Genomic DNA, 26,013 nt, shown 5'->3' on the forward strand with positions numbered 1-26,013 from the left:
GCCTGACGGCTCCCGGCCATTCGTCTGCAGCGCAACTTCAAAGAGCTTGTGCAATCAAAGGTAACGCACCCAGCTCTTCACCCCCTCATCCATCAGCGTGTAGACGTGCTCGAATGCAGCACGCTGCTGGCGATAGGGATCGGGAATCTCGCGATCGGACTGCCACTTTCCCAGCAGGAAGGTCTTGCCCGACGCCTCCGGCGCGATTTCGATGATGCGATGGACATGCTTGCGCTCCATCACCAGCACCAGATCCGAAGCTGCCAGGATGCCGCGGTCGATCTGCCGCGCACGATGGCTGCTGCCATCCAGGCCATGCTCGGTCAACAGCGCCTGCGCGGTGGCATCCACACCATGATTGACCAGGGCCCCCAGCCCGGCCGAGGACACCGTGATGCCCCTGCCGCTCACAGCCTCACGCAGCATCACTTCCGCCGACGGACTACGGCAGATGTTGCCGACACACACAACCAGAATATTCTTGAACACGGACAACGGCTTCCATCAATTCTTCAATACATGGCACGCAACACCTGGCCGCCCCTACAGACCGGGCACTTCCATCCGAACGTGCCGCCACATGCCGGCAGCAGCCTCGCCTAGTATGCCGATTTCTGGCCCAGCACTTTGAAGGCCGTCATCAAAATGATCCGTACATCCAGCGTCGGACTCCAGCGCCGGATGTAATCGATGTCGTACTGGACGCGCTTCTTCATCGAGCGCAGCTCCGGCGTCTCACCGCGCAACCCGTTCACCTGCGCCCAGCCAGTAATTCCAGGCTTGACGTAGTGACGGTGCATGTAGCGTTCGATCACCCGTTCATAGTGGTCGTTGTGCTGGATCGCGTGCGGCCGTGGCCCCACCACCGACATGTTCCCGCCCAGCACATTGAAGAACTGTGGCAGCTCATCCAGGCTGCTGCGACGCAGGAACGCACCGAACCGGGTCACTCGCGGATCACCGCGCGTCGCCTGGGTGATCTGCCCGGCGCCCTCTGCATGTACGCGCATGGAGCGGAACTTGAGCATCCAGAATTCCTTTCCGCCCAGTCCATGGCGCTTCTGGCGGAACAGCACCGGCCCCGGAGAACTCAGCTTCACACCAATGGCCAACACGGCAAACAAAGGCGCCAGCAGGATTACTGCCACGCCTGCAACCATGATGTCCTCGACGCGCTTGAACAAGCGGAATCGATGATCAACCAAGCCTTGGCGTACACCGATCATCGGCACATCACCCACCTGGTGCACACCAGGGTTCAGCGCCCCAAGGCCCGTGGTATCAGGAATCAGACGCACAGGCACCGGAAAACGCTCGATCTGCTTAAGCATGTCCTTGATGGCGCCAGCATGCCCCATCGGCAGAGACACCCATACCTGATCGAATTCGCCGCGGTGCTGATCCATGTACTGCGGGACGTCTTCCAGTCGCCCCAGCCTGCACGGCGCGTCCCCTCCGCGGCGGGTGGCGATATCGCCCGCACTGGCAAAGTAGCCGATGACGTCCTTGCCAAGCTCTGGCTTCCCGCGCAGCAGGCGATGCAACCTCAAAGCGGGAGCCCTTAGCCCAACCAGCAAGATGCGCTCGTGGTCCATTCCGCGCGAGCGCAGGCGATGCAACTGCACTCTCAGCAATACGCGCAGCGCCGCCATCGATGCCAGACCAAAGGCGTACCAGCCAATCAGCCATGTCGAGGGCACCACGTCGGCAAGCCCAACCAGCACGACGTAGAGCGAAAACAGCGCAAAGGTGGCAGACCACGCCAGCAACAGCAGCCAGAGGTCAGCGAGCAGCCCCCGGATGCGCCAGTTCCGATACAGCGGCGCCACGGAGAAACACACGATGGCGCTGAGAATCACCGCGCCAAACACGATTCGCTGGGAGGAGTCCGGCGCAGCTGCTCCATACAACACGATATGGGAAAGCACTGCCATGCCTGGCAGTAGCAACATGTCGCCCAGGCGTAGCCCCAACTCCAAGGCAGCCCGGGCTTCGACGCGGCGGCGGCCAGCCCGGGCCCGCTCTGCGGAAAGGTCTTCTACTGATCCCTGTAGCAACGCACTTCTCCATTCTCGGCTCGACGGGACGCGGAATTGTCTGCGTCCACGTGCGCGGACTCCCCAGCCAGCACGGAATCGTCGAGGTTGTGTCAATCAAATGTGGAGGAATTGTGGATGAAGTCTGGGCCAAAAGATAGGAATCCCGACTGGGCACAGGCTCGGACGAATGCCATGAAATCACCCTATCCAATTGAAAATATTGACAATTTCCAGTGTGTCAATTTGCATCAACATGCGTCATTTAGCGTCAAAAAATGAACGTCATTGCGCACTTCATGTCGGTTCACTGGCGCTCAATCCACCCCGCACCGCACCAAAGCCCAACCACCACCCTCTGCTACCATCGGCGGTTCTGTTCATCGCGTCCCCCACCTGCCCGCGATGGCGCCAAACAACGTAACGAAACACAGGAGTCTGCATGTCTTCCGAGCTGCTCAAGTCCCTTGGCCTGGACGCGATCAACGCTGGCACGTACCTGGGCAACGGGGAGTGGTCGAGCGCGACCAGTGGTGAGCTGATCACCCCGGTCAACCCGACCACCGGCGAGCCGATCGCACAGGTCCGCGCGACCACCGAGGCCGAGTACGAGACCGTCGTCGCCCGTGCGCAGGAAGCCTTCAAGGTCTGGCGCACCACGCCTGCCCCGCGCCGCGGTGAGGCCGTGCGCCTGTGCGGCGAAGCGCTGCGCAAGCACAAGGATGCGCTGGGTTCGCTGGTCGCCCTGGAAATGGGCAAGAGCAAGCCGGAAGGCGACGGCGAAGTGCAGGAGATGATCGACATCGCCGATTTCGCCGTGGGCCAGAGCCGCATGCTGTACGGCTACACCATGCATTCCGAGCGCCCCGGCCACCGCATGTACGAGCAGTACCACCCGCTGGGCCTGGTCGGCATCATCTCGGCCTTCAACTTCCCGGTGGCGGTGTGGAGCTGGAACTCGTTCCTGGCGGCCATCTGTGGCGACGTGTGCATCTGGAAGCCGTCCAACAAGACGCCGCTGACCGCCATCGCCTCGCTGAAGATCTGCAACGACGCCCTGCGCGAAGCCGGTTTCCCGGACATCTTCTTCCTGATCAACGATGCCGGCACCGCGCTGTCGGAGAAGATGGTCGATGACCGCCGCGTGCCGCTGATCAGCTTCACCGGCTCGACCCAGGTCGGCCGCACCGTCAACGAAAAGGTCGCGCGCCGCCTGGGCCGCTGCCTGCTGGAGCTGGGCGGCAACAACGCCATCATCCTGGACGAAACCGCCGACCTGAAGCTGGCCGTGCCGGGCATCGTGTTCGGCGCCGTCGGTACCGCCGGCCAGCGCTGCACCACCACCCGCCGCCTGATCGTGCACCGCTCGATCTACGCCGACGTGCTGGCCACCCTGGTCAAGGCCTACAAGCAGGTGGAAGGCAAGATCGGCGACCCGACCGATGCCGCCAACCTGATGGGCCCGCTGAACAGCGACGGCGCCGTGCAGCAGTTCCTCGATGCCATCGCCCAGGCCAAGGCGGCCGGTGGCACCATCGAGACCGGTGGCACCCGCATCGACCGCGCCGGCAACTTCGTGCTGCCGGCGATCGTCTCCGGCCTGAAGAACAGCGACGCCGTGGTCCAGCACGAGACCTTCGCGCCGATCCTGTACGTGATGCCGTACGACAGCATCGACGAAGCCATCGACATGCAGAACGGCGTGCCGCAGGGCCTGTCGTCCTCGATCTTCACCCAGAACCTGAAGACCGCCGAGAAGTTCCTGTCGGCCGCCGGCAGCGACTGCGGCATCGCCAACATCAACATCGGCACGTCCGGTGCGGAGATCGGCGGCGCCTTCGGTGGCGAGAAGGACACCGGCGGTGGCCGCGAATCCGGTTCGGATGCGTGGAAGGTCTACATGCGCCGCCAGACCAACACCATCAACTATTCGGATTCGCTGCCGCTGGCACAGGGCATCAAGTTCGACCTGTAACGCTTTCTGTAGTGCCGGGCCATGCTCGGCAGGATGTGCAATGAACACCGCAGGAAATGCAGCCGAGCATGGCTCGGCGCTACAGGGTGGCAAGCCGGTGATTGATTTCACCGGCCGCCCCGTGCTCATCGCCGGTGGCAGCAAGGGCATTGGCCGTGAGATGGCGCTGGCATTTGCCGGCGCCGGTGCGCGGGTCTCGGTCTGCGCCCGCGGCCAGGCCGGCCTGGATGCCCTGCGTGCCGATGCAAAGGTACAGGGCGTCGAGTTGCACACGTTTCCTGCCGATCTGGGCGAGGCCAACCAGATCCAGGCCTGGCTGCAGGCTGCCGCCGATACACTCGGCGGCATCGATGTGCTGGTCAACAACGCCACCGGCTATGGCATGGCCGATGACGAAGAGGGCTGGGCCGCCAGCCTGCAGATCGACCTGATGGCGGCGGTACGGGCCTCGCGCCTGGCACTGCCGTGGCTGCGCGCATCCAGCGATGCCTGCATCCTCAACCTGTCCTCGATCGCCGCCCAGCAGCCGCGTCCCGGTGGCGCGCCCTACGCTGCCGCCAAGGCCGCGCTGTCGCACTACACCACCTCGCAGGCACTGGCGCTGGCCAAGGACCGGATCCGGGTCAATGCCATCGCCCCGGGCTCGATCGAGTTCGATGACGGCCTGTGGGATCGCCGCCGCACCGAAGATCCCGCGCTGTACCACGGCACCCTGGCGAAGATCCCGTTCGGCCGCTTCGGCCACCCGCGCGAGATTGCCGATGCCGCCCTGTTCCTGTGCTCGCCGCTGGCGCGCTGGATCACCGGCCATGTGCTCAACGTGGATGGCGGCCAGGTGTTGATGGGCTGAATTTGTAGAGCCGAGCCCATGCTCGGCTTGCGCGCAAAGCGCGGTCCATACCGCGTCGGCCCAGAGTTCAGCCGAGCATGGGCTCGGCTCTACAGGGCACTGCCCATGGGATTGCCCGGGCAGAGGCACTATCATGTGCACACTGCCAAGGAGGACCCCGATGAGCGTGGCACCCCGACAGACAAGCGCCCTGGCCGTGGTCAGCCTGGTCATGGGCATCGCCAGCTGGACCGTCCTGCCCTTCGTGGCCAGCATCGTGGCCATCATCACCGGCCACATGGCCCGCGCCGAGATCCGCCGCCGCCCGCATGAACTGGAAGGCGATGGCCTCGCCGTCACCGGCCTGGTGCTGGGCTGGGTGATGGTCGGCGCCGTGATCGCCGCCATCCTGGTCTTCATCCTGTTCTTCGGCGGCCTGGCCTGGCTCGCCGCGATGTCGAACTGATCATCATGACCACTTCCGACAGCACTGAACGCTTCAGCAGCCGCGTCGCCGACTACGTCCGCTACCGGCCCGATTACCCGCCCGCCCTGTTGGAGTGGCTGCATGGCCCGATGGGCGTCAGCCACGAGGCCGTGGTCGCCGACATCGGCGCCGGCACCGGTATTTCCAGTCGCCTGTTCCTGGCCAGCGGCCATCCAGTAGTCGCGGTTGAACCCAACGCCGCCATGCGGGGCGCGGCCGAGGAATGGCTGGCACCGCAGTACCCGCAGTTCCGTGCGGTGGACGGCCGCGCCGAGGCCACCACACTGGACGATGCCAGCATTGATCTGGTCAGCGTCGCGCAGGCCTTCCACTGGTTCGACACCGTGGCGGTGCGCGCCGAGTGGCAGCGCATCCTGCGCCCGGGTGGCCTGGCACTGATCTACTGGAACTCGCGCCTGCTCGACGCCAGCCCGTTCCTGATCGGCTACGAACAGCTGTTGCTGGACTACGGCACCGACTACACCGCGGTGGCCGAGCGCTACCAGGACGACGCCACCATGCAGGCCTGGTTCGGCCCCGGTCTGCGCGGCATGGTGGAGCTGCCGAACGTGCAGCATCTGGATTTCGACGCCCTGCGCGGGCGCCTGCTGTCCTCCTCCTACGCACCCCAAGCCGGTCATCCGCGCCATGCGCCGATGATCGCCGCCCTGCAGGACCTGTTCGCCGCCCACGCGGTCGACGGCCAGGTTGCTTTTGAATATCGAACCCGAGCCTTCCTCGGCACGCTGGACTGAACCGACGCATGTATTCGCTTGCCCGCCCCTTCCTGTTCTCGCTCGACGCCGAGCGCGCCCACGGCCTCGGCCTGTCCGCACTGGACCTGGCCTATCGCACCGGCACCACGCCGCTGCTGGCCGCCCGCATCGCGCCGATGCCGAGCACCGTGTTCGGGCTGACGTTCCCCAATCCGGTCGGCCTTGCTGCCGGCCTGGACAAGAACGGCGAGCATATCGATGCACTGTTCGCGCTGGGCTTCGGCTTCGTCGAAATCGGCACCATCACCCCGCGCCCGCAGGCCGGCAATCCGCAGCCGCGCCTGTTCCGGCTGCCGGAACACAACGCGATCATCAACCGCATGGGCTTCAACAACGCGGGCGTGGATGCGCTGGTGCGCAATGTCGAACGCGCGCGCAACCGTCGCGGCCTGCTCGGCATCAACATCGGCAAGAACAAGGACACCCCCAACGAACAGGCCGTGGACGATTACATCGCCTGCCTGGACAAGGTGTATCCGCTGGCCGACTACATCACGGTCAACATCTCCTCGCCCAACACCGCCGGCCTGCGTGAGCTTCAGGAAGAGACCGCACTGCGCCAGCTGGTCAGCCAGCTGCGTGACCGCCAGGAAACCCTGGCGGCGCAGCACGGTCGCCGTGTGCCGATGCTGGTGAAGGTGGCGCCGGACCTGAGCGAGCGTGACATCGATGCCGCAGCACGCGTGCTGGGCGAACTGCAGGTGGACGGCGTGATCGCCACCAACACCACCATCGACCACAGCAAGGTGGCCGGCGATCCGCTGGCCAACGAGGCCGGCGGCCTGTCCGGTGCGCCGGTGCTGGAGCAGTCCACGCTGGTGCTGCGCCGCCTGCGTTCGCGCCTGCCCGAATCGGTACCGCTGATCGGTGTCGGCGGCATCCTGTCCGGTGCCGATGCGGTGGCCAAGATGGCCGCCGGCGCGGCGCTGGTGCAGTGCTACAGCGGCCTGATCTTCCGTGGCCCGGCGCTGGTCTCCGAATGCGTGGAGGCGATCCGTCGCCGCCGCGAAGCACCGAGCCGCGGCGCGGTGGCCCCACTGTGAGCGCGCCCATGGATACCGTCGACGGCAACGCACCGCTGCGCTGGACGCTCACCCGCAATGCGCCGCTGCAGGCGCTGAACACCTTCCATGTGCAGGCCAGCGCCGCGCAGCTGCTGGAACTGCACGATGCCGCACTGCTGCCGGACGTGCTCGCGCTGCCCGAGGTAGCCAACGGCCCGCTGTTGGTGCTGGGCAGCGGCAGCAACGTACTGATCGCCGAGGACCTGCCTGGCACGGTACTGGTGTTCGGCAACCGTGACATCAGTTTTCTTGAACACCGCGCCGACCATGCGGTGATCCGCGCCGGTGCCGGCGTGCCCTGGCACGGGCTGGTGATGTGGTCCCTGCAGGAGGGCCTGTCCGGCCTGGAGAACCTGGCGCTGATTCCCGGCACCGCCGGTGCCGCGCCGATCCAGAACATCGGTGCCTACGGCGCGCAGGTCGGCGAATTCATCCAGGCCGTCGAGGCCTGGGACTGCCAGGAGCGGGCCTGGGTGCGGCTGGACAACGAACAGTGTGGCTTCTCCTACCGCGACAGCGTATTCAAGCAGCAGCCTGATCGCTACCTGATCACCGCCATCGAGCTCAAGCTGCCGCTGCTGCACGATCTGCGCATGGACTACGCCGGCATCCGCGAGGAACTGCAGGCGCAGGGCGTGGAATTGCCGAGCGCGGTGGACGTGGCCAACGCGGTGATCGCAATCCGCCGCCGCAAGCTGCCCGACCCGGATGTACTCGGCAACGCCGGCAGCTTCTTCAAGAACCCGGTGCTGCCGCTGGAACAGGTCGACGTGCTGCTGCAGCACTTCCCCGAACTGCCGGTGTTCCCGTCCGACCAGGACGGCAAGCGCAAGGTCTCGGCGGCATGGATGATCGAGTCCTGCGGTTGGAAGGGCTTCCGCGAAGGCGATGCCGGCGTGGCGCCAAGCCACGCACTCGTGCTGGTCAACCACGGCAACGCCACCGGTGCTGAACTGCTGGCGCTGGCGCGACGTATTTCCGCTTCGGTGCTGGAGAAGTTCGGCGTACCGATCGAACCGGAGCCCCGCCTGCTCGGCGCACAGTGGTGAACAGCCCCGCCCTCTCCCCCAGCGCCACCCCGATGCGGGCGGCGCTGCTGATGCTCGGCAGCACCATGGCATTTGGCCTGATGGCGGTGGCCATCCGCTATGCCACGCGCTACGTGCCGACCCAGGAAGTAGCGTTCTTCCGCAATGCCTTCGGCCTGCTCGCGTTGCTGCCGATGCTGCTGCGCCCCGGCCACGCGCCGCTGAAGACCCAGCAGCTGCCGCGCTATTTCGTGCGCAGTGCGATCGGGCTGGGCTCGATGCTATGCGCGTTCTGGGCGCTGGGCCACCTGCCGTTGGCGCAGGCGGTTTCGCTGTCGTACTCCACGCCGTTGTTCGTCACCATCGCCGCCGTGCTGTGGCTGGGCGAGACCGTGCGCGTGCGCCGCTGGGCCGCTGTGGTGGTTGGATTCATCGGCGTGCTGGTGATCGTCCGCCCGGGCACCGCCGGCTTCACGGCCGGCAGCCTGGTCGCTGTCGGTGCGGCCGTGCTCAGCTCGCTGGTGGCGATCCAGATCAAGCAGCTGACCCGTATCGACAGCGCCGATACCGTGGTGCTCTATACCTACGTGTTCTGGGTGCCGCTGTCGCTGGTGCCTGCCCTGTTCGTCTGGGTCTGGCCCACCGGCATCGCCTGGCTGTGGCTGCTGGCCACCGGCGTGCTCGGCACTGTCGGCCAGCTGCTGTGGACGCGGGCGCTGCGCCTGGGCGAAGTCTCGGCGCTGACCCCGATCAGCTTCCTGCAACTGCCGCTGGTGACGCTGTGCGGCTGGCTGCTGTTCAACGAAACGGTGGACCGCTGGACGATCATCGGCGCCGGCATCATCCTCGCCGCGAACGCGTACATCGCCCACCGCGAAGCCGTACTGTCGCGGCGTGCCGCAAGTGCAGCGGCCTCGGCAGCGGCCAAGCCCGCCGAGTAGATCCGCGCCACGCGTGGATGACGCTGCACTCCTCTGTAGAGCCGAGCCTACGCTCGGCTGCTCTTCGCGCCTCCACCGTTGACTGAGCGCGCAGGGTTCATCCACGCATGGCGTGGATCTACAGCGCGCGATACACCCGCTCCGCCGCATCGAACACATTGCCCGGTGCGAACTGCTCGCCCAGATAGTGCAGCGACTGCCTGCGCAGTTGCGGCGAACGCTCCTCACCATCACTGCCCAGCAGCACCTGCTGGAACTCGATCAAGTCCTGGAGAATGCGCCAGTGCCGGTACCAGGCGATCCAGCGCGGGTCGCCGCGGTCGCTGCCGTAGCCGTCCTCGAAGCCCAGCGGATTCTCGCGCCCCCAGCGCCCGCCAACAGCCGCACCGATGAACATCAGGTCGCGCTCGCGCGGTGCCAGCGACAGGCCATCCCAGTCAATCAGGTGCAGGCCCCCGTCATTGCCCATCAGCAGGTTGCCGGCATGCAGATCGGTGTGGCACAGATGCAGGTCTACCGGCACGTCCTGCAATGCCGCGAGCAGCTCCCGTGCCTGCGCATGCAGCGCCGCGATGCGCGCATGCTGCCGGTCCCATACCGAAACGAAGGCGCGGCCCAGCCCGTCCTTCGCGGCCGCGAGGCCCTCGCCAGCCAGCCATTGCCCAACGGTTTCCAGCGCCGCGGTTTCCAGCCGTACGATCGGCAGCGCCTGCTGCAGGTCCGCCGGCAGCTGCGCGCCATGCAGGCGCCGTTGCACCTCCCCCAGCCGTTTCCACTGCGTGCGGCTCAACGCCGCCTCGAACCCGGACTGGCCTTCCACATAAGGGAACAGGGTGAACTGCAATCCCCAACGCTGCACCGACGCACCACCGGTCAGTGCCGGCCACGGCGCGACGATCTCATCGATGCCCAGCGTGCCGCGCATCCAATGCAGGCTGTCCCACACTGCGGGGTCGACCTGGTAGGTGCGGCATTTCAACCACCACTGCCCGTGCCGCGCATCGACGCGATACACGCTGGCATTGGCGTCGGCACCCACCGGGCGTGGCACCACGGCGGTGGGGGTGATGCCATAGGATTGTTGCAGGACTTCGCCGAGATGCTGCGCCGAAGCGAATGACATGGATGCAAGCGGAAAGTGTTACCTGCCGCCACTATCGCAGATGCACTCGCCACGACACAGACATGTCCGTCACAACATCGCCTCGGCACGACCAGAGAACTAGCCTGCGATGCGCCGCATCACCGCCTCCAGCGGGCCGCGCGCGAACTGCCACGACCACAGCCATGCCGCGCCCGTCGCCAGCATCAGGAACAGCAGTGCCCACAGCAGCACCGACGCCAGCGATGCACTGCCATCGAGCAGGCCCAGGCTTTCCAGCGTGCCCATGCCCAGCAGGATATGGCCGACGTAGAGGGTCAGGGTCATGCGCCCGGCCGCGGTGAACGGCTCCAGCCAGTCCCCCGGTCGCACACGCGTCAGCCACAGGCAGGCGGCAATGACACTGCACGCCGCACCCGCACCAGTGAGTACGTAGGCCGGCCCCGGCGGCATTGGCTGCGTTCCCAGCCACGCCTGCCAGGGCGTTCCCTGCGCAAGTTGCTGCATGCCATGTCCGGCCGCGATCAGCAGCAGGCCCAGCACCAGCAGCGCGCGCTGGACCCGCGGCTGCGACAGCTGCAGCCGTGCCAGCAGCATCCCCAGCAGGAAGAAGCACAGCCACGGCAGCAGCGGATGGAAGCCATTGAACAGAAGGTTGCGGGCCGCGCCCGGCCATTGCCACAGGTCGGCGTATTCCAGCGTCTGCCAGTTCCATCCCTGGCTGTAGTCCCAGTGCAGCAACGCCCAGAACGAACAGGCCGCCAGGCCCACGATGCTGGCCAACAATACCTGCGGCGAGGCACGCAGCCACAGCACGGCCAACGCGAAATACACCGCGTAGTAGTGAAGGATATCGGCCGGGAACAAGGTCAGGTTGAGCAGGCCCAGCACCATCAGGAACAGTGCGCGCCGCCAGGTCTGCACACTGGCCGGCCACCACCCCTGCCGCTGCGTGGCCAGCACCAGGCCAAGACCGGCCAGGGTGACGAACGTCGCCGAGGCTTTCCCTTCCAGCAGATGGAAGAACCCTGCCAGCCAACCCTCGCCCTCTGCCGGCACGGCCATCGCCAGGCGGAAGTTGACCAGCACCATGCCGGCCAGCGCCAGGAAGCGCGCCAGATCAAGGCCGTGCAATCGCCGATCTACAGCGCTCATGCGCGCGCCCCGAGCAGCAGCGCGAGCAGGCCTGGATCCAGCGAAGCCTCATCGGTGCCATCGGCTTCGCCCAGCCCCCGACGCAGCGCATCGCTTTCGATGGCATCCAGCAGCACCTGCGCCTGCAGTGCCGGGGCCAGCACGGGACGCCGACGTTCGCGCTGAGCCACCTGCTGCAGGGCTTCGGCCAGGGTCGCCTGCAATTGCCTGCGATTGGCCGCAAACGCCTTGGCAACGGCCGGATTGCGTGCGCTCTCGGCCAGCACTTCGACGGCGAGCGTCGCCCAGTCCGGCTGCCGGCAGAGTGCGTGGAAGTCCCGAAGGAACACCAGCACCTGTGCGCGATCGCCATCGGACGCGGCCAGTCGCTGCAGCAACGGTGCCAGTTCTTCGCTCTCGGCCACCGCCACTGCAAGGATGATCGCTTCCTTGCCCGGGAAGTGGTTGTAGAGATTGCCCAGGCTGACACCGGCCGCCTGCGCGATGTCACGCATGCTGGTCTGGTGGAATCCCTTTGCGAGGAAGCACTGCAGTGCCGCCTGCAGGATCAGGGTCACGCGCTGCTCATTGCGGTCGATTCTGCTCATGCCACGAATAGTGAACGAACGTTCGTCCATTTTGAAGATCGTAACCCGGCCACCACCGGGCTTCGTTCAGGCAGCCTTGACCTCAACCGCTGTTGAGGCCCGATGCTGCCCGCCCCGCCCAACGCTCAACCCGGAGTTGCTGCATGCCACGGATGATCTCCACCCTGCTCGACAGCCGCGTGCTGTGGTTCCTCGCCCGACTGCTGCTGGCCGTGGTGTTCCTGTCCTCGGGTCTGGCCAAGCTGCTGGCGTGGGACAACAGCGTGGCCGAAATGCAGGCGGCCGGGCTTCAACCGCCTGCGCTGTTCAACATCGCCAGCGCCGTGGTGCTGCTGGGCGGCTCACTGTGCCTGCTGCTCGATCGCCTGCTATGGCTGGGCAGCGGCGCGCTGGCGGTGTTCATGCTGCTGACCATCGTCATCGTGCATACCTTCTGGACCAAGCACGGCGCGGAACAGCAGCTGGCGCTGTTCTTCGCGCTGGAGCACCTGAGCGTGGTCGGTGGCCTGATCTGCGCGGCCATCGCCAGCCATGCGCGGGCTCAGAAGAACTCGTCGAGCAACCGATAGAACGCCAGCCGACGCTCGTCGACCAACGCGCCGTAGCGCTGGAACAACGGCGCCACCCAACGCGTGTCGCCGAAGTTGTGAACCAGGCTGCGCGCGGCCAGCGCCAGGTCCTGGTAGCGGTCGGCCACGCCCAGCCGCCCACAGTCGATGAAACCACTGAAACGCCCCTCGACCGCCATCAGGTTCGGCAGGCACGCATCGCCATGGCTGACCACCAGATCTTCATGGTCGGGCCGGGTGCTGCACAGTTCGGCGAACACCTGCTGTGCGCTCTGCCCCAGGCGCTCGTCATCGAAGTCATCGGCGTCGACCAGGCCCGCCTCCACCCTTGCCTGCGCGGCCTGCAGGCGCGAGGCCAATCGCTGGTCGAACGGACAGGCTGCCACCGGCAACACATGCAGCCTGCGCAGCGCGTCAGCCAGCAGTTCCACCAACTGCTGCGGCGCAAGTTCCGGCGACGAGGCCAGGTCGCGGCCGGGCAGCGCGCTCATCAGCAACCAGCGCCGGCCCGCTTCTTCGGCGGTGGCAATCACCGTTGGCGCCGGCACTCCCTGTGCCTGCAGCCAGCGCAGGCGCGCGATCTCATCGCCCAGCTCACTGAAGGCGTCGATCACTTCCGACTTCAGGAAGGCGTCAGCCTGCCCGGGACGATGCACTCGCGCGACATCCGCACGAGACACGCCGATCGACTGCCGCTCGATGCGCGCATCGGCCAACGCTTCCTGCCACGCCCGCGGCAGCGGCAGGCCATCAGTGAAGGGATCGGGTGCTCCCATGTCGGGATGCTCCTGTTGCTGGGGACCCTACGGATTCTCGCCGATCCCGAAGCACACCGCCCAGCAGAGCGCGCAATGGAAGGCCTGACCAAACTGACCCGGCTGTCAGTGGTCAGTACATCCCAGCACCTGCAGCAGCTGCGACGGCTACTACCACAGTACCGTTGCCAGCTCGACAACATCGCCTCGATCATTACCGCTGAACGCAGCAACCTGCGCGCGTTCGCCGACTGGGACACCATTCTGGCTGCCGACTGAGGCCGCCGCAGTACAACAAGGAAGCAACATGAAATTGATGGTCATCGGCGCCAGCAGGGGCCTGGGTCGGGCGTTCGTGGAAGGCCTGTGCAGTGCGGGCGACACCGTCATCGGCGTTTCGCGCAGCCGTCCGCGCGATCTTGAATGCCCCGAGGGTGTCACTCTGCAGTGGATCGAGGCCGATCTGTCCCAGCCCACCCTGGCTGCCAATCACATCGCAGCGCAGGCACCGGCCGATCTGGATGTGCTGATCCACAACCTGGGCATCTGGGAAGAGACCGCCTTCAGCGACGAGTACGCCTTCCTCGAAGAGAGCGATGCCGCGCTCACCCAACTGGTCGACGTCAACATCACCGCCACCTTGGTGCTGCTGCAGCGCCTGCTGCCGCGAGTGCTCGGCGCACCACGCCCGCAGCTGGTGCTGACCGGATCAACCTCGGCACTGCCGCGCAGTGGCCGCCCGGAAGTGGCGTTCGGCGCATCCAAGTTCGCACTCAACGGCATCGCCGATGCACTGCGCGAGGGCTTCCGCGATCGCCGCCTGGCGGTGACCAGCCTGCAGCTGGGCTACCTCAACACCGACGATGCACTGTCGGTGCCGGTTGCAGAGGCTGCAGCGCGCGGCGACGGCGAATTAGTGCCCGTGCATGACGTCGTTGCGATGGTGCGCGCGTTGCTGCAGTTGTCACCGTCCGGCTTCGTGCGCGAACTGGTGCTGCCGGCCATCGCCGACCCGCGCTACTGACTGCAGAGGCCTCGGCCCGGGGCCCTTGGTGGCCGCTCGGGCGCCTGTGGTTTACCCTGCTCCCCACTGGCCGTCGGTCACAGGCGGGAACCTGCTATGGATGCGCTTTCACGGGTCTCGGCCCAGGTCCTGGACAGCGCCCTGCCCAGCCTGCCGCTGTACCTGCTGCAGGCCACGGCGGTGATCGGCATGATCGGCGTGCTGCTGATCGCCACCCGTCGCGCTGGCCATGCCATTGAAGGCCGCCGCCTGTACGTGGGCGTGGCGCTGGGCCTGATCTACCTGTTCAACGCCTGGTTCGTGGCCCGCTATACCCAAGGCGTGGTCAAGCTGCACCTCGGCTTCGACATCCTGCTGGTCAGCGGACTGCTCGGCGGCTGGCGCGGCGGCCTGGCCTGCCTGGGTGCCAGCCTGCTGGCCCGATACCAGTTCGCCGGCACCCAGTATTTTCTGCCAGCCGGCCTCGAGGCCACGCTGCAGATGCTGGCCGGCGTCTGGCTGCGCAGGCGCCTGCACCCGCGCATGCTCAATGAACTCTCGCTGCGCATGATCCTGCAGGCCTGGGGCGTGCGTATCGTCGTCACTGCGTTGGGCCTGGCACTGGGCGTCGCAATCATCGGCGCCAATCAGCTACCCGTGGAGGAGTTGGCAATCCAGCGCCTGCTGGCACTGCCACTATCGCTGCTGATGCTGGGCGCGGTGTTCGCACTGGTCTACAACGATGCGCAGATCGATGCACAGCGTCAGCGCGAACACGCCTGGCTGCGCATCGATCCGATCAGTGGCCTGCCCAACATGCGTGCGCTCGGCGAACGCCTGCAGCATTACTGGCGCGACAACGACGGTATCGGCAAGGCCTGCCTGATCGTGGCCGAGATGGGCAACCTGCGCGACCTGCGCCTGCGCTACGGTCCGCTGCAGGACAACGGACTGTGGCAGCGCGACAGCACCGAAGAGGTGCATCGGCTGCTGCCCTCGCTGCCGGCCGGCCAGCTGGAGATCTACCAGTTCGGCGATGCCGCGCTGGCGATCCTGGTGCGCGACCTGACCTTGTCCGAACTGCGCACGCAGCCGCAGATCACCGAGCTGGCCAGCAACCTGGCCGATCGGGTCGGCCGCGATTGGCCCGGCTTCCGGCCGCTGTTCCGCTGCGCGGTGGTCGAACTAAAGCCACCGGGCGCGGCAGACGATGGCCACCTGCCCTTCCGGGCAATCACCGTGGCGCTGAGTGCGATCGAATCCGGCGTCGTGTTCTTCGACGACCCGATCCAGCGCGACAGCGAGATCGACGCCCTGATTGAAGTCGCCCTTGATCGCTGGCTGCAGCAGGGCGACGCCCCGCTGTGCTACCAGCCCAAGCATCGCCTGCAGGATCGCCAGCTGGTCGGCGCCGAAGCACTGCTGCGCATGCGCGACGGCGAGGGTCGGCTGATCGCGCCCATGCGGGTGATCTCGCTGCTGCGCCGGCAGGGGCGGCTGGCTGAACTGGAATGGGCCACGCTGCAGTCGGCCATCCACTTCCTGCAGCAGTGCCGACGCGATGGCACGCAGCTGAAAATCGCCGTGAATGTTTCGGCCGAGTCACTGCGCCTGCCCGGCTTCGGCCTGCGCCTGCAGGAACTGCTGCAGCTGCACGATGTGCCCGGCGTGATGCTGCGCCTGGAGATCGTCGAATGGACCGAGATCGTCGAGCGCGACGTGGTCGATGCCAACATCGCACAGCTGCTGGCGGCGGAGGTCACGTTGTCACTGGATGATTTCGGCGCTGGCTATTCAACCCTGATCCTGCTCTCGCAGCTGGCCATCGCCGAGGTCAAGATCGAGCAGGCGCTGATCGCCACACTGTCCGACGCCAAGTCGCAGTCGATCGTGCGCTTCATCGTCGAAGTCGCGCACCGCTGCGGTGCAATCGTGGTGGCCGAAGGTACCGAGACCCTGGCGCAGGAACAGCAACTGCGCGCACTGGGTGTGGATGTCGGCCAGGGCTATCTGTACTCGGCGGCGCTGCCGGCCGACGAGTTCCGCCGCTTCGCTGCCAGCTAGACCGCGTAGAAACCCAGGAACATCGCCACCGCTGATTCGGCAACGCGTGCACGCTCCTGTGCGCTCAACGGTGCCTGCCCCATCGTCACCTGTGGCCAGAACGCGAAGCTCTTCACCAGCCCGTGCAGCTGGTGGCCGGCGAACTCCGGATCGACCTCGCGCAGTCGGCCATCGGCGATGGCCGCGCGGATCCAGGCACTCTCGCCGCTTTCCTTTTCGCCCATGCGGCAGACGATGGCCTGCGCGCGCTCAGGTGAGTGGATGATCTCGGCCATCGCCACCCGCGCCAGGTCAATGAAGTTGGCATCGCTGAGCAGTTCCAGCTTCTGGCCCAGCAACTGCAGCAGCTGCGCCTGCAGCGGCTGGTCGGCGCGGTACGGTAACGCGTCGCTGGCCACGCTGCGTTCCCAGAGCTCCTCCAGGATCATCGAAAACAACGCTTCCTTGCTGGGAAAGTGGTTGTAGACGGTGCGCTTGGAGACCCCGGCCGCCTCGGCGATGCGGTCCATGCTGGTGGCCTCGTAGCCCGAGGCACGGAACTCCTCCACCGCCGCGCGCACGATGGCATCGCGTTTACGGTCGGTCAGGCGTTGCGGGGCACGGGGCATGGCAGAAACCGGATAACTGAACGGATGCGCACATTTTACACCGGACAGTGTACTTTTGAAAAACACGAAACTACACTGTGCAGTGTACCCAGCGGACGTCACCCATGAAGCGCCTGCTCGTTGTCCTTTTGCTTGGAATCCTCGCCGTGACCGCCTACACCTTCTGCAAATCCTGGTCCCTCCCCGACTTCCCCGATTCGCCGCAGTACCGCGACGGCAAGTTCCACAATGCCCTGCCCCGTCCGGCGGTGGGCCTGCGCGACGGTGCGGAGATCTGGTGGACGTTCCTGTTCAACAAGCCCAAGGGCACCGTGCCTGCGCACCCGATTCCGGTGCTGCCGCTGGACCGCGCCACCCTCGACGCCGCGCCGGACCGCAGCCTGTTCCGGCTTGGGCACTCCACGATCCTGCTGAAGCTGCGCGGCCAGTACTGGCTGACCGACCCGGTCTTCTCCGAGCGCGCCTCGCCGGTGCAGTGGATGGGCCCGGCACGCTTCCATGCACCGCCGATCAGCATCGACGAACTGCCGCCGATTGCCGGCGTGATCCTCTCGCACAACCACTACGACCACCTGGATCATGCCGCCGTGATGCAGCTGGCAGGCAAGACCGCGCGCTTCATCGCCCCGCTCGGCGTCGGCGACCAGCTGATCGCCTGGGGTGTGGACGCCAGCAAGGTCGAACAGCTGGACTGGTGGCAATCGACCGAAGCCAACGGCCTGCGCCTGACCGCCACCCCGGGCCAGCATTTCTCTGGCCGCGGACTGGGCGACAGTGATCGCAGCCTGTGGGCGTCGTGGGTGATCCAGGACGGTGACTTCCGCATCTTCTTCAGCGGCGACACCGGCTACTTCGATGGCTTCAAGGCCATCGGCGAAAAGTATGGCCCGTTCGATCTGACCATGATCGAGACCGGCGCCTATGATCCGCGCTGGGCGTTCGTGCACATGCAGCCAGAACAGACGCTGCAGGCGCACCTGGACCTGCGCGGCAAGTGGCTGCTGCCGATCCACAACGGCACCTTCGACCTGGCCCTGCACGCATGGCAGCAGCCGTTCGAGCGCATCACCGCATTGGCGGCCGCAAAGAATGTGCCGGTGTCCACGCCGATGATGGGCGAAGCACTGGACATGCAGGCGCCACAGGCGGGTACGCGCTGGTGGGAGACGGTGGAGCTGTAGCGTGCGGTGCGCTTGACCTGCCGGAGACCATGTAGAGCCGAGCCATGCTCGGCTGCGTCAACCACAGAAGCGGCCTGCGACGCTGCAGTGCGTCATGTAACCGATTACATCCCTTGCTAGCGTAGCGCTCGCCCGATTCCGGTCGAACCTGCGAGGCTGTCCGTAATGACGTTGCGCGCCGAACGCTCCAAGGTCTCCACACCGCTTTTCCCGTTGCGCCCTGCCGCTGCCCTGCTGTTGGCCGCCCTGGCCTCCAGCGCACAGGCACAGACCCTCCCCCCGCGCAGCCAATGGCAGGCCAGCAGTTCCTCGCAGCAGGTACCCGCGATGGCGATCAGCCACCTGATCGACGGCGACCCGAAGACCGTCACCGGCGGCGCCTTCAGCCCCGGCCATTGGTTCCAGATCGATCTGGGGGCCCCCGCGATGATGGCCGGCGTACGCCTCACCTGGGATGTCTCCAACCCGGAAGGCTATTCGCTGCAGACCTCGCTGGACGGCCAGCAGTGGCAGACCGCGTACACCATGGCCGATTCGCTGGGCGACGTGGAAACGCTGTACTTCGCACCGCGCCAGGCACGCTACCTGCGGCTGGCCAGCCCGCAGCGCACCTCCGACTGGGGCGTGTCGATCTTCGAGATGGAGCCACTGGACAGCACACTCAGCGCGCGCATCGGCGGTGTCGATGCGACGCAGGCGGCAGCACTCTGGCAAGGCGGCAGTGCGGTCGCTCTGCCGGCCGGGAGAGGCGGCAGCCACACGCTCGAACTCACACTGCCACGTGCGCAGTCCACGGCTGGCCTGGTAGTGGAATGGGCGGATGGCGCGCGCGGCGCTGCACGACTGCAGGCGCAGGGTGCACAGGGCCGTTGGCAGGACCTCGCACACGATGCACAGGCGGCCAATCATCGGCAAAGCTGGCTGGCTGCTGACACGGCACAACCCCTGCGTGCGTTCCGGCTGAGCGTGGACGGCCCCGCACCGCAGGTCGCGCGACTGCGCCTGCTCGGGCCAAAGGCGGTAATGACGCCGATGAAGCGGTACCAGATCACCGCCAGCGGCGCGCAGCGTGCGTTGTTCCCGGCGTCGCTGCAGATGCAGCAGACCTACTGGACCGCCGTCGGTGTGCACGCAGGACGACAGAAATCAATCTTCGACGAGTACGGCAATCTGGAAGCTTTCAAGGGCGCGCCGCTGGTGCAGCCGATCTGGCGTGGCGCTGACGGGCGTGCCGCGGGCGCGGCAGGACAGCCGATACAGCACGCGTTGCGGGATGGCTGGAAGCCGATGCCCTCCGCTACGTGGTCACCGCAGCCCGGCCTGGAGCTGCGCAGCGAGGTATTCGCCATCGAGCGCGACGGCCAGCCGGTAACGTTCTTGCGGCATCGCCTGCACAACACGGGCAGCGCCAGGATCGAAGGCACGCTCAGCCTGGTCGTGCGCCCGATGCAGATGAATCCGCCGTGGCAGAACGGCGGGCTGTCACCGATCCGCAATGTGACCATCGATGGGCAGGCGGTGCGCATCAATGGACGCACGCTGCTGCAGTCGCTCACGCCGGTGGCTGCGTCCGGCGCGGCGCCGTTCGGCAAGGATGGCGCAACGGAAATCACCGCGACCCTCGCTGCCGGCCAACTGCCCTCCGCACCACAGGCACGTGATGACCAGGGTCTTGCCTCGGCTGCGTTGAACTACCGCGTGTCACTGGCACCGGGCGCCAGCGATGCCGTCGTGGTCGCATTCCCGCTGGGCATCGCCGCTGCAGATGCCAAGGGCGTGCTGCCCGAAGCTCCCGCGCTCGATCTGGCCACGCTGCCCCGCGATGCCAGTGCGGCGTTCGATTCACTGGCCGCGCAGGCCTCCGCGGACTGGCAGGCACGGCTGGGCCAGGTCGGCCTGCGCCTGCCCGATCCCTCACTGGTCGACATGCTGCGTGCGCAGGCCGCCTACATGCTGATCAACCAGACCGGCCCGGCCATGCAGCCCGGCCCGCGCAACTACAACCGCTCCTTCATCCGCGACGGCATGGCCACCTCGGCGGTGCTGCTGCGCATGGGCGAAGCCAAGGTCGCGCGCGACTACCTGGGCTGGTACAGCGAACACGGCGTGCATGCCAACGGCCTGGTCTCGCCGATCCTCAACGACGATGGCAGCGTCAACACCGGCTTCGGTTCGGATATCGAGTACGACAGCCAGGGCCAGTACGTGGCGCTGGTGGCCGACGTTGCACGCCTGGATGGCGGGCCCGAGTCGGTGCGTGGCTACCTGCCCAAGGTGAAAGCCGCGCTGCACTTCCTGCAGGAACTGCGCGAGCGCACGCTGGTGCCCGGCTACAAGGCCGACCAGCCGGCACCGGAGCGCTTCGCGGGCATTCTTGCGCCGTCGATCAGCCATGAGGGTTATCCGTCTCCCACCCACAGCTACTGGGACGACTATTGGGGCCTCAAAGGGTGGCACGACGGCGCGTGGCTGGCCGAGGCACTGGGCGACCACGAGACTGCGATGTGGGCACGGGAGCAGTACAAACTGCTTTACGACGCGCTGCATGCCTCGATCCGGGCGACGATGGCGTGGAAGGGCATCGACTTCATTCCCTCCTCGGCCGACCTGGGCGATGGCGATCCCACCGGCGTTTCGATCGCACTGGACCCGACCGGCGCACAGAGCGTGCTGCCCGCCGAGGCGCTGCGGACCACCTTCGCGCGTTATCTGGACGATGTGCGCAAGCGCAGTCAGCCTGGTGCGTTGTACGCGTACACACCGTACGAGATCCGCAATGTGCTGAGCTATGTGCACCTGGGCCAGCCGCAGGTGGCCGATGAGCTGCTGCAGGGACTGCTGCATGATCGGCGCCCGCTTGAGTGGCAGGTGCTGGCTGAGGTCGTGCACTCACGCCTGCGTTTTCCGCGTTACCTGGGCGACATGCCGCATACCTGGATTGGTGCCGAGTACGGCCGCACGCTGTTCGGCATGCTGATGCGCGAAGACGATGATGCCCTCTCACTGCTGCCGGGTACGCCGCCCTCGTGGGTGGCAGGCGATGGATTGGCGGTGGAGCGGTTGCCGACAGCGTATGGCACGTTGCAGATGCAGGCGCGGCAACGCGACGGGGTGCTGACGGTGGCGCTTGGTGAGGGGCTGCGCAGCGGGACGGCGGTGAAGGTCTGGTGGCCGGAGCGCACCATGCCGAAGACGGTGCGTGTGGATGGACGTAGCGTTTCCGACTTCGATGCCGAGGGTGTGCGGCTGGTGAAACCGTTCCGGACACTGGAGGCGCGTTGGTAGAGCAGCCGAGCATCGCTCGGCTCTACAAAGGCGGAGGTAGCGCCGGGCCACGCCCGGCGTCATTGCAGCGTCGGCAACCCCGGCGGATTGGTCTGCGACTGCGGCACGGCTTCCTCGGCCACATTCCATCGCTTCAGCGCCTGCGCATAGGTGCCGCTGCCTATCTGGGTATTCAGCGCCTGCGTCACCGCGTCGGCCAGGCCGCTGCCCTTGCGCGTGGTCACCGAAATCGCCGCAGCGTTCGGCCATCCCCCTGGGAACAGGCCCACACGCCGCACCTTGCCATCGCGTGCCGAATAAGCGCCGGTGGCATTGGGCTCGAACGAGACATCGGCGCGGCCGGTGATCACCGCCAAGCGGCCGACCACCGCGTCGTCGAAGTACTGGTACTCCACCGGCTTCAGGCCGGCAGCGATGTTCTGCTGGTCCCACTGGCGCAGGATCTGGTCCTGGTTGGTGCTGGCGCCCACCACCACCTTCAGCCCGGCGACGTCGGCGGGCTTTTCGATCTTCTGTATCGGCCCATCGGCGCGCGTGTAGATGCCCAGCAGGTCGTAACGATAGCTGGAGAAATCGAACTTCTTCTTGCGCTCCTCGGTGACCGTCACGTTCGACAGCACTGCATCGTACTTGCCCGACTCCAGCCCGAGTGGCCAATCGGCCCATGCCACCGGCACGATCACCAGCTTCAGGCCCAGCCCATCGGCGATCAGCCGCGCGATGTCCGGCTCGATGCCGACCACGTCCTTGCTGTCGGCACCATAGTCGGCCAGCGGCAGCTGCCCCGGATGAGTGGCAACGGTGAATGTGCCGGGGGTGACGAAGCGATAGTCGGCCGGGATCAACGCCTGAGCCTTCGGGTCAAACGTACCCTTCAGCACGGCCGTGTTCGCACCGGCCAGGCTGGTCGCGGCCACGGCGCCGGCATCCGGTGCCTGGCGTACGCGCGAATAGACGATGCCGGCGATGCCGATGACCAGCACGCCCACGATCAACAGGGTGCTGCGCGAGGGGCGACGCGGTGCTGCAGGGCTCATGGTGTTCCTTCCAGGGCTATAGGGTCTTGGCCAGGAAATCGGCGGTGCGTTGCTGGCGCGGGCGCTCGAACAACGCCTCGGGCGTGCCCTGCTCGATCACCCGCCCCTGGTCCATCATCACCACGTGGTCGGCCACGCGGCGGGCGAAACTCAGCTCATGGGTGACGATCACCAGTGTGGTGCCGGAACTGGCCAGCTCCTCGATCACGCTGAGTACCTCCGCCACCAGTTCCGGGTCCAGTGCCGAGGTCGGTTCATCGAACAGCAGCACCTTCGGTTGCAGCGCCAGTGCGCGGGCGATCGCGATGCGCTGCTGCTGGCCACCGGACAGCTGGCGTGGGAAGGCATCGGCCTTGTCGGCCAGGCCGACCCGCTCCAGCAGTGTGCGCGCCTGCTGCTCGGCCTGCGCGCGCGATACACCACGTACCGCGATCGGTGCCTCGATGATGTTCTCCAGCGCGGTCAGATGCGGGAACAGGTTGAAGCCCTGGAACACCATGCCCACCTCGGAACGACGGCGGCGGATCTCGCGCTCGGGAAGTTCGTACAACGTGTCACCCTCGCGGCGGTAACCGATCAGCTGGCCGCCGACAGTCACGTAACCACTGTCCGCGCGTTCCAGGTGGTTGATCAACCGCAGCAGCGTGGATTTCCCGGCACCGGACGGGCCGATCAGCACCGTCACGCTGCCGGCGCGCAGGTCCAGGTTCACGTCTTCCAGCACCGGCTGATCGCCGAACACCTTGCCCACGCCATGCAGCGATACCGCCGCACCCTCGCCTGCTTCCACCTGGGTGGCGATGCGCGGGCGGTTGGCCACGCGCGGCGCAGCATCACTGGATGTCCGCACCGGTGACGACACCCGCGACACCGAGCGCTCGCGCAGCAGCTGGCCGCGCGCGAAGCGCTGTTCCACGCGCCGCTGCAGCAGCGACAACACGGTCAGGATCACCAGGTACCAGACCGTGGCCACCATCAGCAGCGGCACCACTTCCAGGTTGCGCCGATAGATCACCTGCACGGTGTAGAACAGCTCCGGCAGCGCCAGCACGTAGACCACCGAGGTGCTCTTGGCCAGGCCGATCACATCGTTGAACGCCGCCGGCAGGATCGAACGCATCGCCTGCGGCAGGATGATGCGCCGCACCTGGCGACCGCGCGGCAGGCCGAGCGCGGCCGCGGCCTCGTACTGGCCGTGGTCGACCGAGAGGATGCCACCGCGGATCACCTCGGCCGAGAACGCGGCCTGGTTCAGGGTCAGGCCCAGCACCGCGGCGGTGAACACACCGATCAGCTGCGTGGTCGGGTACGAGAACAGGCTGATGCCGGTGAACGGCACGCCCAGTTCGATGGTGCTGTACAGATAGCCCAGGTTGTTCAACAGCAGCAACAGCACCAGCAACGGGATCGAACGGAACAACCACACATAGCCCCACGACACCGCCGACAGCAGCGGCGAACCGGAGACGCGTGCCAGCGCGAGCAGCGTACCCAGCGCGAAACCGAGGCCGGTGCCAAGCGCGGTCAGCAGCAGCGTGCGACCCAGGCCTTCCAGCACCGGGCGTGCGAAGAACCACTCGGCGAAGGTGCCCCAACCCCAGCGCGGATTGCCCAGCACGGACTGCAGCCCGATCAGGATCAGCGCCAGTGCCAGCACCGTGCCGAACACCTGCAGCGGATGCCGGGCCGGCACGATCTTCAGTGCCTGTCCGGGCGCCGGACGAGCGGCGATGCCCTCCAGCGCGGTCGACGGTGTGCTCATGCGTGGGCTCCGTGCAGCAGTGCCTGTGCAGGTGCAACGACGGGCGTCGTCGCCCGCAGGTGCTTCTCGAACGGCAGATACGCAACCGTTTCCGGGTCGGCCTCCAGATCGAACAGCGCGGTGTAGCCGTGGCTCAGGTACAGGCCAACAGCTTCAGGCTGGCGGAAGCCGGTCGTCAGGAACACCCTCCGGTACCCTTGCCGCGCCGCCTGCTCTTCCAGCTCCTGCAGCACGCGCCGCGCAATGCCCTGGCGACGCAGCCCGGGCAGTGTCCAGATGCGCTTGAATTCGGCGGTATCCGGATCGCGGTGCGGCATGAACGCACCGCCGGAAATCGCCACCCCGTCGCGCAGCAGCAGCACGAAGGCGCCCACCGGGGCCGCAAAGGCCTGCGCCGGGTAGCGCTGCAGCTCCTCGCGAGCGCTGCCGCCGATGCGTCGGCGCACGTCGGCATAGCGGCTGTCGTACTCCTGTTCCAGGCCGTCGAACAGCGGCCGCGCCAGCGGATCATCCACCGAGGTATAGAGGAAGCGTTCGTTGCTGCTCATGCCACGTCCTTCACCAGATAGTCTTCGGCCAGCCGCGCCCACAGGCTGGCGGCGGGGGCAATGGCGGCGTCGTTGAACACATAGCGCGGGCTGTGCAGCGGTGCGCTCTCGCCGTTCCCGACGAACACGAAGCTGCCCGGTCGTGCCTGCAGCAGGAAGGCGAAATCCTCGCTGGCCGTGCGCGGCGCGAATTCGGGCACCACCTGTGCGGCGCCGAAGCCCTGCACGGCCACCTCGCGGATGTAGGCGGTCTGCTGCGGATGGTTGATCACACTGGGGAAGCCGCGCGGGAACTCGATCTCGGCGCGCGCACCGAACGCGGCGCCGGTCTGTTCGGTAATCTCGGTGACCCGGCGCCGCAGGGTGTCGCGCACTTCCGGCAGGTAGGCGCGCACGGTCAGCTTCAGCTCGACCACGTCCGGAATCACGTTGGCGGCCTGCCCGCCGTGGATCGAGCCCACGGTGACCACGCCCATCTGCCGCGGATCGACATTGCGTGACACCACGCTCTGCAGCGCGGTGATGATGTGCGCGGCGACCAGAATCGGATCCACGCTGCCCTGTGGCTCGGCGCCATGGCCACCCTTGCCGATCACCTTCAGCCGTGCCCAATCCACCGATGCCATCGCCGGGCCGTCGACGAAACCGAAGTGGCCCACCGGCACGCCCGGCCAGTTGTGCAGCCCATAGATCGCATCCACCGGGAAACGCTCGAACAAGCCATCGGCAATCATCTTCGAAGCACCCGAACCCGTCTCCTCAGCAGGCTGGAACACCAGCTGCAGGGTGCCGTCGATGCGCCCGTGGTGGGCCAGGTAATGCGCGGCGGACAGCAGGATGGCGGTATGCCCATCATGACCGCAGGCATGCATCAGGCCCTCGGTCTGGCTGGCATAGGCCAGGCCGGAGTCCTCATGGATCGGCAGTGCGTCGATGTCGGCGCGCAGGCCGAGGCGACGGCTGCCCTGCCCGCGCTGCAGCGTGCCGACCACGCCGGTGCCACCGAGGCCGGTGGTCACCTCATAGCCCCATTGCTGCAGCAGCTCGGCCACGCGGGCGCTGGTGCGGTGCTCCTCGAAGGCGAGCTCCGGGTGCTGGTGCAGGTCATGGCGGATCGCGATGGCGGCCTCGGCGCGTGCTGCGATCTCGGGCAATATGCCACTGGTTGGGGAAGTCCGCCGGGCGTGGCCCGGCGCTACCGCGGTTTCTCCGCTCATCGCC

Annotated in this window: 24 protein-coding genes; 13 read left to right on the forward strand and 11 right to left on the reverse strand. The window is 66.6% G+C overall.

Going from position 1 to position 26,013, the window contains the following annotated elements; all coding sequences use genetic code 11:
- Positions 1–54: 54 nt before the first annotated feature.
- Entirely contained in the window at positions 55–489 is a 435-nt protein-coding gene (locus AC5P8D_RS05635) for a low molecular weight protein-tyrosine-phosphatase (RefSeq protein WP_029550852.1), read from the reverse strand.
- Between the two features lie 110 nt (positions 490–599).
- Positions 600–1,952, reverse strand: coding sequence for an undecaprenyl-phosphate glucose phosphotransferase (locus AC5P8D_RS05640; protein WP_414614397.1), 1,353 nt, complete (start codon positions 1,950–1,952; stop codon positions 600–602).
- A gap of 526 nt (positions 1,953–2,478) precedes the next feature.
- Between AC5P8D_RS05640 and amaB the strand changes: the two genes are divergently transcribed.
- The 7 genes from amaB (at position 2,479) to AC5P8D_RS05675 (ending at position 9,136) form a co-directional block, all read left to right on the forward strand.
- A complete protein-coding gene (amaB, locus tag AC5P8D_RS05645; RefSeq protein ID WP_049398541.1) occupies positions 2,479–4,011 on the forward strand; it encodes an L-piperidine-6-carboxylate dehydrogenase in 1,533 nt (510 codons plus the stop codon).
- A 40-nt stretch (positions 4,012–4,051) separates the two neighbouring features.
- Positions 4,052–4,861, forward strand: a complete 810-nt coding sequence (locus tag AC5P8D_RS05650) for an SDR family NAD(P)-dependent oxidoreductase (RefSeq protein WP_414614396.1) — start codon at positions 4,052–4,054, stop codon at positions 4,859–4,861.
- A gap of 160 nt (positions 4,862–5,021) precedes the next feature.
- Positions 5,022–5,306, forward strand: a complete 285-nt coding sequence (locus tag AC5P8D_RS05655; RefSeq protein ID WP_010484694.1) for a DUF4190 domain-containing protein — start codon at positions 5,022–5,024, stop codon at positions 5,304–5,306.
- Positions 5,307–5,311: 5 nt separating this feature from the next.
- Positions 5,312–6,082, forward strand: coding sequence for a class I SAM-dependent methyltransferase (locus AC5P8D_RS05660; RefSeq protein WP_010484693.1), 771 nt, complete (start codon positions 5,312–5,314; stop codon positions 6,080–6,082).
- Positions 6,083–6,090: 8 nt separating this feature from the next.
- Positions 6,091–7,146: a quinone-dependent dihydroorotate dehydrogenase gene (locus AC5P8D_RS05665; RefSeq protein WP_010484691.1), complete on the forward strand. Its 1,056-nt coding sequence runs from the start codon at positions 6,091–6,093 to the stop codon at positions 7,144–7,146.
- 8 nt (positions 7,147–7,154) lie between these two features.
- Complete coding sequence (gene murB / locus AC5P8D_RS05670) at positions 7,155–8,216, forward strand: UDP-N-acetylmuramate dehydrogenase (protein ID WP_317216181.1); 1,062 nt, start codon at positions 7,155–7,157, stop codon at positions 8,214–8,216.
- A gap of 32 nt (positions 8,217–8,248) precedes the next feature.
- A complete protein-coding gene (locus AC5P8D_RS05675) occupies positions 8,249–9,136 on the forward strand; it encodes a DMT family transporter (protein ID WP_312391495.1) in 888 nt (295 codons plus the stop codon).
- Positions 9,137–9,254: 118 nt separating this feature from the next.
- Here AC5P8D_RS05675 and AC5P8D_RS05680 read toward each other — a convergent pair whose 3' ends face one another.
- From AC5P8D_RS05680 to AC5P8D_RS05690, 3 genes are all read right to left on the reverse strand, one after another.
- The gene (locus tag AC5P8D_RS05680) at positions 9,255–10,259 is read right to left on the reverse strand and encodes a phosphotransferase (RefSeq protein ID WP_414614395.1); all 1,005 of its coding nucleotides are present in this window, start codon (positions 10,257–10,259) and stop codon (positions 9,255–9,257) included.
- A 99-nt stretch (positions 10,260–10,358) separates the two neighbouring features.
- Entirely contained in the window at positions 10,359–11,393 is a 1,035-nt protein-coding gene (locus AC5P8D_RS05685) for a DUF418 domain-containing protein (RefSeq protein WP_414614394.1), read from the reverse strand.
- Positions 11,390–11,980 (reverse strand): TetR/AcrR family transcriptional regulator, encoded by a 591-nt coding sequence (locus AC5P8D_RS05690; RefSeq protein WP_414614393.1) that lies wholly within the window; start codon positions 11,978–11,980, stop codon positions 11,390–11,392. The genes AC5P8D_RS05685 and AC5P8D_RS05690 overlap by 4 nt, the downstream gene beginning before the upstream one ends.
- 143 nt (positions 11,981–12,123) lie before the next feature.
- On the opposite strand from AC5P8D_RS05690, the gene AC5P8D_RS05695 reads away from it, so the two are divergent.
- The gene (locus AC5P8D_RS05695) at positions 12,124–12,549 is read left to right on the forward strand and encodes a DoxX family protein (RefSeq protein WP_049436298.1); all 426 of its coding nucleotides are present in this window, start codon (positions 12,124–12,126) and stop codon (positions 12,547–12,549) included.
- Here the strand turns inward: AC5P8D_RS05695 and AC5P8D_RS05700 are convergent.
- Positions 12,522–13,325 (reverse strand): APH(3')-II family aminoglycoside O-phosphotransferase, encoded by an 804-nt coding sequence (locus AC5P8D_RS05700; RefSeq protein WP_329760991.1) that lies wholly within the window; start codon positions 13,323–13,325, stop codon positions 12,522–12,524. The two genes, AC5P8D_RS05695 and AC5P8D_RS05700, sit on opposite strands and share 28 nt — an antisense overlap.
- Positions 13,326–13,400: 75 nt before the next feature.
- Here AC5P8D_RS05700 and AC5P8D_RS05705 point away from each other — a divergent pair, with 75 nt between their 5' ends.
- From AC5P8D_RS05705 to AC5P8D_RS05715, 3 genes are all read left to right on the forward strand, one after another.
- Complete coding sequence (locus tag AC5P8D_RS05705) at positions 13,401–13,583, forward strand: hypothetical protein (protein WP_053442896.1); 183 nt, start codon at positions 13,401–13,403, stop codon at positions 13,581–13,583.
- 28 nt (positions 13,584–13,611) lie between these two features.
- Positions 13,612–14,328 carry an SDR family NAD(P)-dependent oxidoreductase gene (locus AC5P8D_RS05710; protein WP_010484675.1) on the forward strand — a complete coding sequence of 239 codons (717 nt, stop codon included), beginning with the start codon at positions 13,612–13,614 and terminating at the stop codon, positions 14,326–14,328.
- Between the two features lie 96 nt (positions 14,329–14,424).
- A complete protein-coding gene (locus tag AC5P8D_RS05715; protein ID WP_329832527.1) occupies positions 14,425–16,371 on the forward strand; it encodes an EAL domain-containing protein in 1,947 nt (648 codons plus the stop codon).
- Here AC5P8D_RS05715 and AC5P8D_RS05720 read toward each other — a convergent pair.
- Positions 16,368–16,979: a TetR/AcrR family transcriptional regulator gene (locus tag AC5P8D_RS05720; protein ID WP_010484672.1), complete on the reverse strand. Its 612-nt coding sequence runs from the start codon at positions 16,977–16,979 to the stop codon at positions 16,368–16,370. The two genes, AC5P8D_RS05715 and AC5P8D_RS05720, sit on opposite strands and share 4 nt — an antisense overlap.
- 104 nt (positions 16,980–17,083) lie before the next feature.
- Between AC5P8D_RS05720 and AC5P8D_RS05725 the strand changes: the two genes are divergently transcribed.
- Together AC5P8D_RS05725 and AC5P8D_RS05730 are read left to right on the forward strand one after the other, a co-directional pair.
- Positions 17,084–18,160 (forward strand): MBL fold metallo-hydrolase, encoded by a 1,077-nt coding sequence (locus AC5P8D_RS05725; RefSeq protein ID WP_495203152.1) that lies wholly within the window; start codon positions 17,084–17,086, stop codon positions 18,158–18,160.
- Between the two features lie 165 nt (positions 18,161–18,325).
- Positions 18,326–21,445, forward strand: a complete 3,120-nt coding sequence (locus AC5P8D_RS05730; RefSeq protein ID WP_495203153.1) for a galactose-binding domain-containing protein — start codon at positions 18,326–18,328, stop codon at positions 21,443–21,445.
- Between the two features lie 59 nt (positions 21,446–21,504).
- Here AC5P8D_RS05730 and AC5P8D_RS05735 read toward each other — a convergent pair whose 3' ends face one another.
- The 4 genes from AC5P8D_RS05735 to AC5P8D_RS05750 are packed head-to-tail and all read right to left on the reverse strand — an operon-like array spanning position 21,505 to position 26,009.
- On the reverse strand, positions 21,505–22,482 hold the full coding sequence (locus tag AC5P8D_RS05735) for an ABC transporter substrate-binding protein (RefSeq protein ID WP_262103018.1): 978 nt from the start codon (positions 22,480–22,482) through the stop codon (positions 21,505–21,507).
- A 16-nt stretch (positions 22,483–22,498) separates the two neighbouring features.
- On the reverse strand, positions 22,499–24,244 hold the full coding sequence (locus AC5P8D_RS05740; RefSeq protein ID WP_495203154.1) for an amino acid ABC transporter permease/ATP-binding protein: 1,746 nt from the start codon (positions 24,242–24,244) through the stop codon (positions 22,499–22,501).
- Positions 24,241–24,792, reverse strand: a complete 552-nt coding sequence (locus AC5P8D_RS05745) for a GNAT family N-acetyltransferase (protein WP_495203155.1) — start codon at positions 24,790–24,792, stop codon at positions 24,241–24,243. The genes AC5P8D_RS05740 and AC5P8D_RS05745 overlap by 4 nt, the downstream gene beginning before the upstream one ends.
- Complete coding sequence (locus AC5P8D_RS05750; protein ID WP_495203156.1) at positions 24,789–26,009, reverse strand: M20 aminoacylase family protein; 1,221 nt, start codon at positions 26,007–26,009, stop codon at positions 24,789–24,791. Before AC5P8D_RS05750 ends, AC5P8D_RS05745 begins: the two co-directional genes overlap by 4 nt.
- Positions 26,010–26,013 lie beyond the last annotated feature (4 nt).

Source organism: Stenotrophomonas sp. YJH_SMC_101-4 (assembly GCF_059370395.1).

Coding starts and splice junctions, on each gene's coding strand:
- AC5P8D_RS05720 (WP_010484672.1), bottom strand. CDS start 16,979: ATGCCCCGTGCCCCGCAACGCCTGACCGACCGTAAACGCGATGCCATC.
- AC5P8D_RS05750 (WP_495203156.1), bottom strand. CDS start 26,009: ATGAGCGGAGAAACCGCGGTAGCGCCGGGCCACGCCCGGCGGACTTCC.
- AC5P8D_RS05640 (WP_414614397.1), bottom strand. CDS start 1,952: ATGTTGCTACTGCCAGGCATGGCAGTGCTTTCCCATATCGTGTTGTAT.
- AC5P8D_RS05655 (WP_010484694.1), top strand. CDS start 5,022: ATGAGCGTGGCACCCCGACAGACAAGCGCCCTGGCCGTGGTCAGCCTG.
- AC5P8D_RS05690 (WP_414614393.1), bottom strand. CDS start 11,980: ATGAGCAGAATCGACCGCAATGAGCAGCGCGTGACCCTGATCCTGCAG.
- AC5P8D_RS05725 (WP_495203152.1), top strand. CDS start 17,084: ATGAAGCGCCTGCTCGTTGTCCTTTTGCTTGGAATCCTCGCCGTGACC.
- AC5P8D_RS05735 (WP_262103018.1), bottom strand. CDS start 22,482: ATGAGCCCTGCAGCACCGCGTCGCCCCTCGCGCAGCACCCTGTTGATC.
- AC5P8D_RS05700 (WP_329760991.1), bottom strand. CDS start 13,325: ATGGGAGCACCCGATCCCTTCACTGATGGCCTGCCGCTGCCGCGGGCG.
- AC5P8D_RS05705 (WP_053442896.1), top strand. CDS start 13,401: ATGGAAGGCCTGACCAAACTGACCCGGCTGTCAGTGGTCAGTACATCC.
- AC5P8D_RS05665 (WP_010484691.1), top strand. CDS start 6,091: ATGTATTCGCTTGCCCGCCCCTTCCTGTTCTCGCTCGACGCCGAGCGC.
- AC5P8D_RS05680 (WP_414614395.1), bottom strand. CDS start 10,259: ATGTCATTCGCTTCGGCGCAGCATCTCGGCGAAGTCCTGCAACAATCC.
- AC5P8D_RS05740 (WP_495203154.1), bottom strand. CDS start 24,244: ATGAGCACACCGTCGACCGCGCTGGAGGGCATCGCCGCTCGTCCGGCG.
- AC5P8D_RS05675 (WP_312391495.1), top strand. CDS start 8,249: ATGCGGGCGGCGCTGCTGATGCTCGGCAGCACCATGGCATTTGGCCTG.
- AC5P8D_RS05695 (WP_049436298.1), top strand. CDS start 12,124: ATGCCACGGATGATCTCCACCCTGCTCGACAGCCGCGTGCTGTGGTTC.
- AC5P8D_RS05660 (WP_010484693.1), top strand. CDS start 5,312: ATGACCACTTCCGACAGCACTGAACGCTTCAGCAGCCGCGTCGCCGAC.
- amaB (WP_049398541.1), top strand. CDS start 2,479: ATGTCTTCCGAGCTGCTCAAGTCCCTTGGCCTGGACGCGATCAACGCT.
- AC5P8D_RS05650 (WP_414614396.1), top strand. CDS start 4,052: ATGAACACCGCAGGAAATGCAGCCGAGCATGGCTCGGCGCTACAGGGT.
- AC5P8D_RS05745 (WP_495203155.1), bottom strand. CDS start 24,792: ATGAGCAGCAACGAACGCTTCCTCTATACCTCGGTGGATGATCCGCTG.
- AC5P8D_RS05685 (WP_414614394.1), bottom strand. CDS start 11,393: ATGAGCGCTGTAGATCGGCGATTGCACGGCCTTGATCTGGCGCGCTTC.
- AC5P8D_RS05710 (WP_010484675.1), top strand. CDS start 13,612: ATGAAATTGATGGTCATCGGCGCCAGCAGGGGCCTGGGTCGGGCGTTC.
- AC5P8D_RS05715 (WP_329832527.1), top strand. CDS start 14,425: ATGGATGCGCTTTCACGGGTCTCGGCCCAGGTCCTGGACAGCGCCCTG.
- AC5P8D_RS05730 (WP_495203153.1), top strand. CDS start 18,326: ATGACGTTGCGCGCCGAACGCTCCAAGGTCTCCACACCGCTTTTCCCG.
- murB (WP_317216181.1), top strand. CDS start 7,155: ATGGATACCGTCGACGGCAACGCACCGCTGCGCTGGACGCTCACCCGC.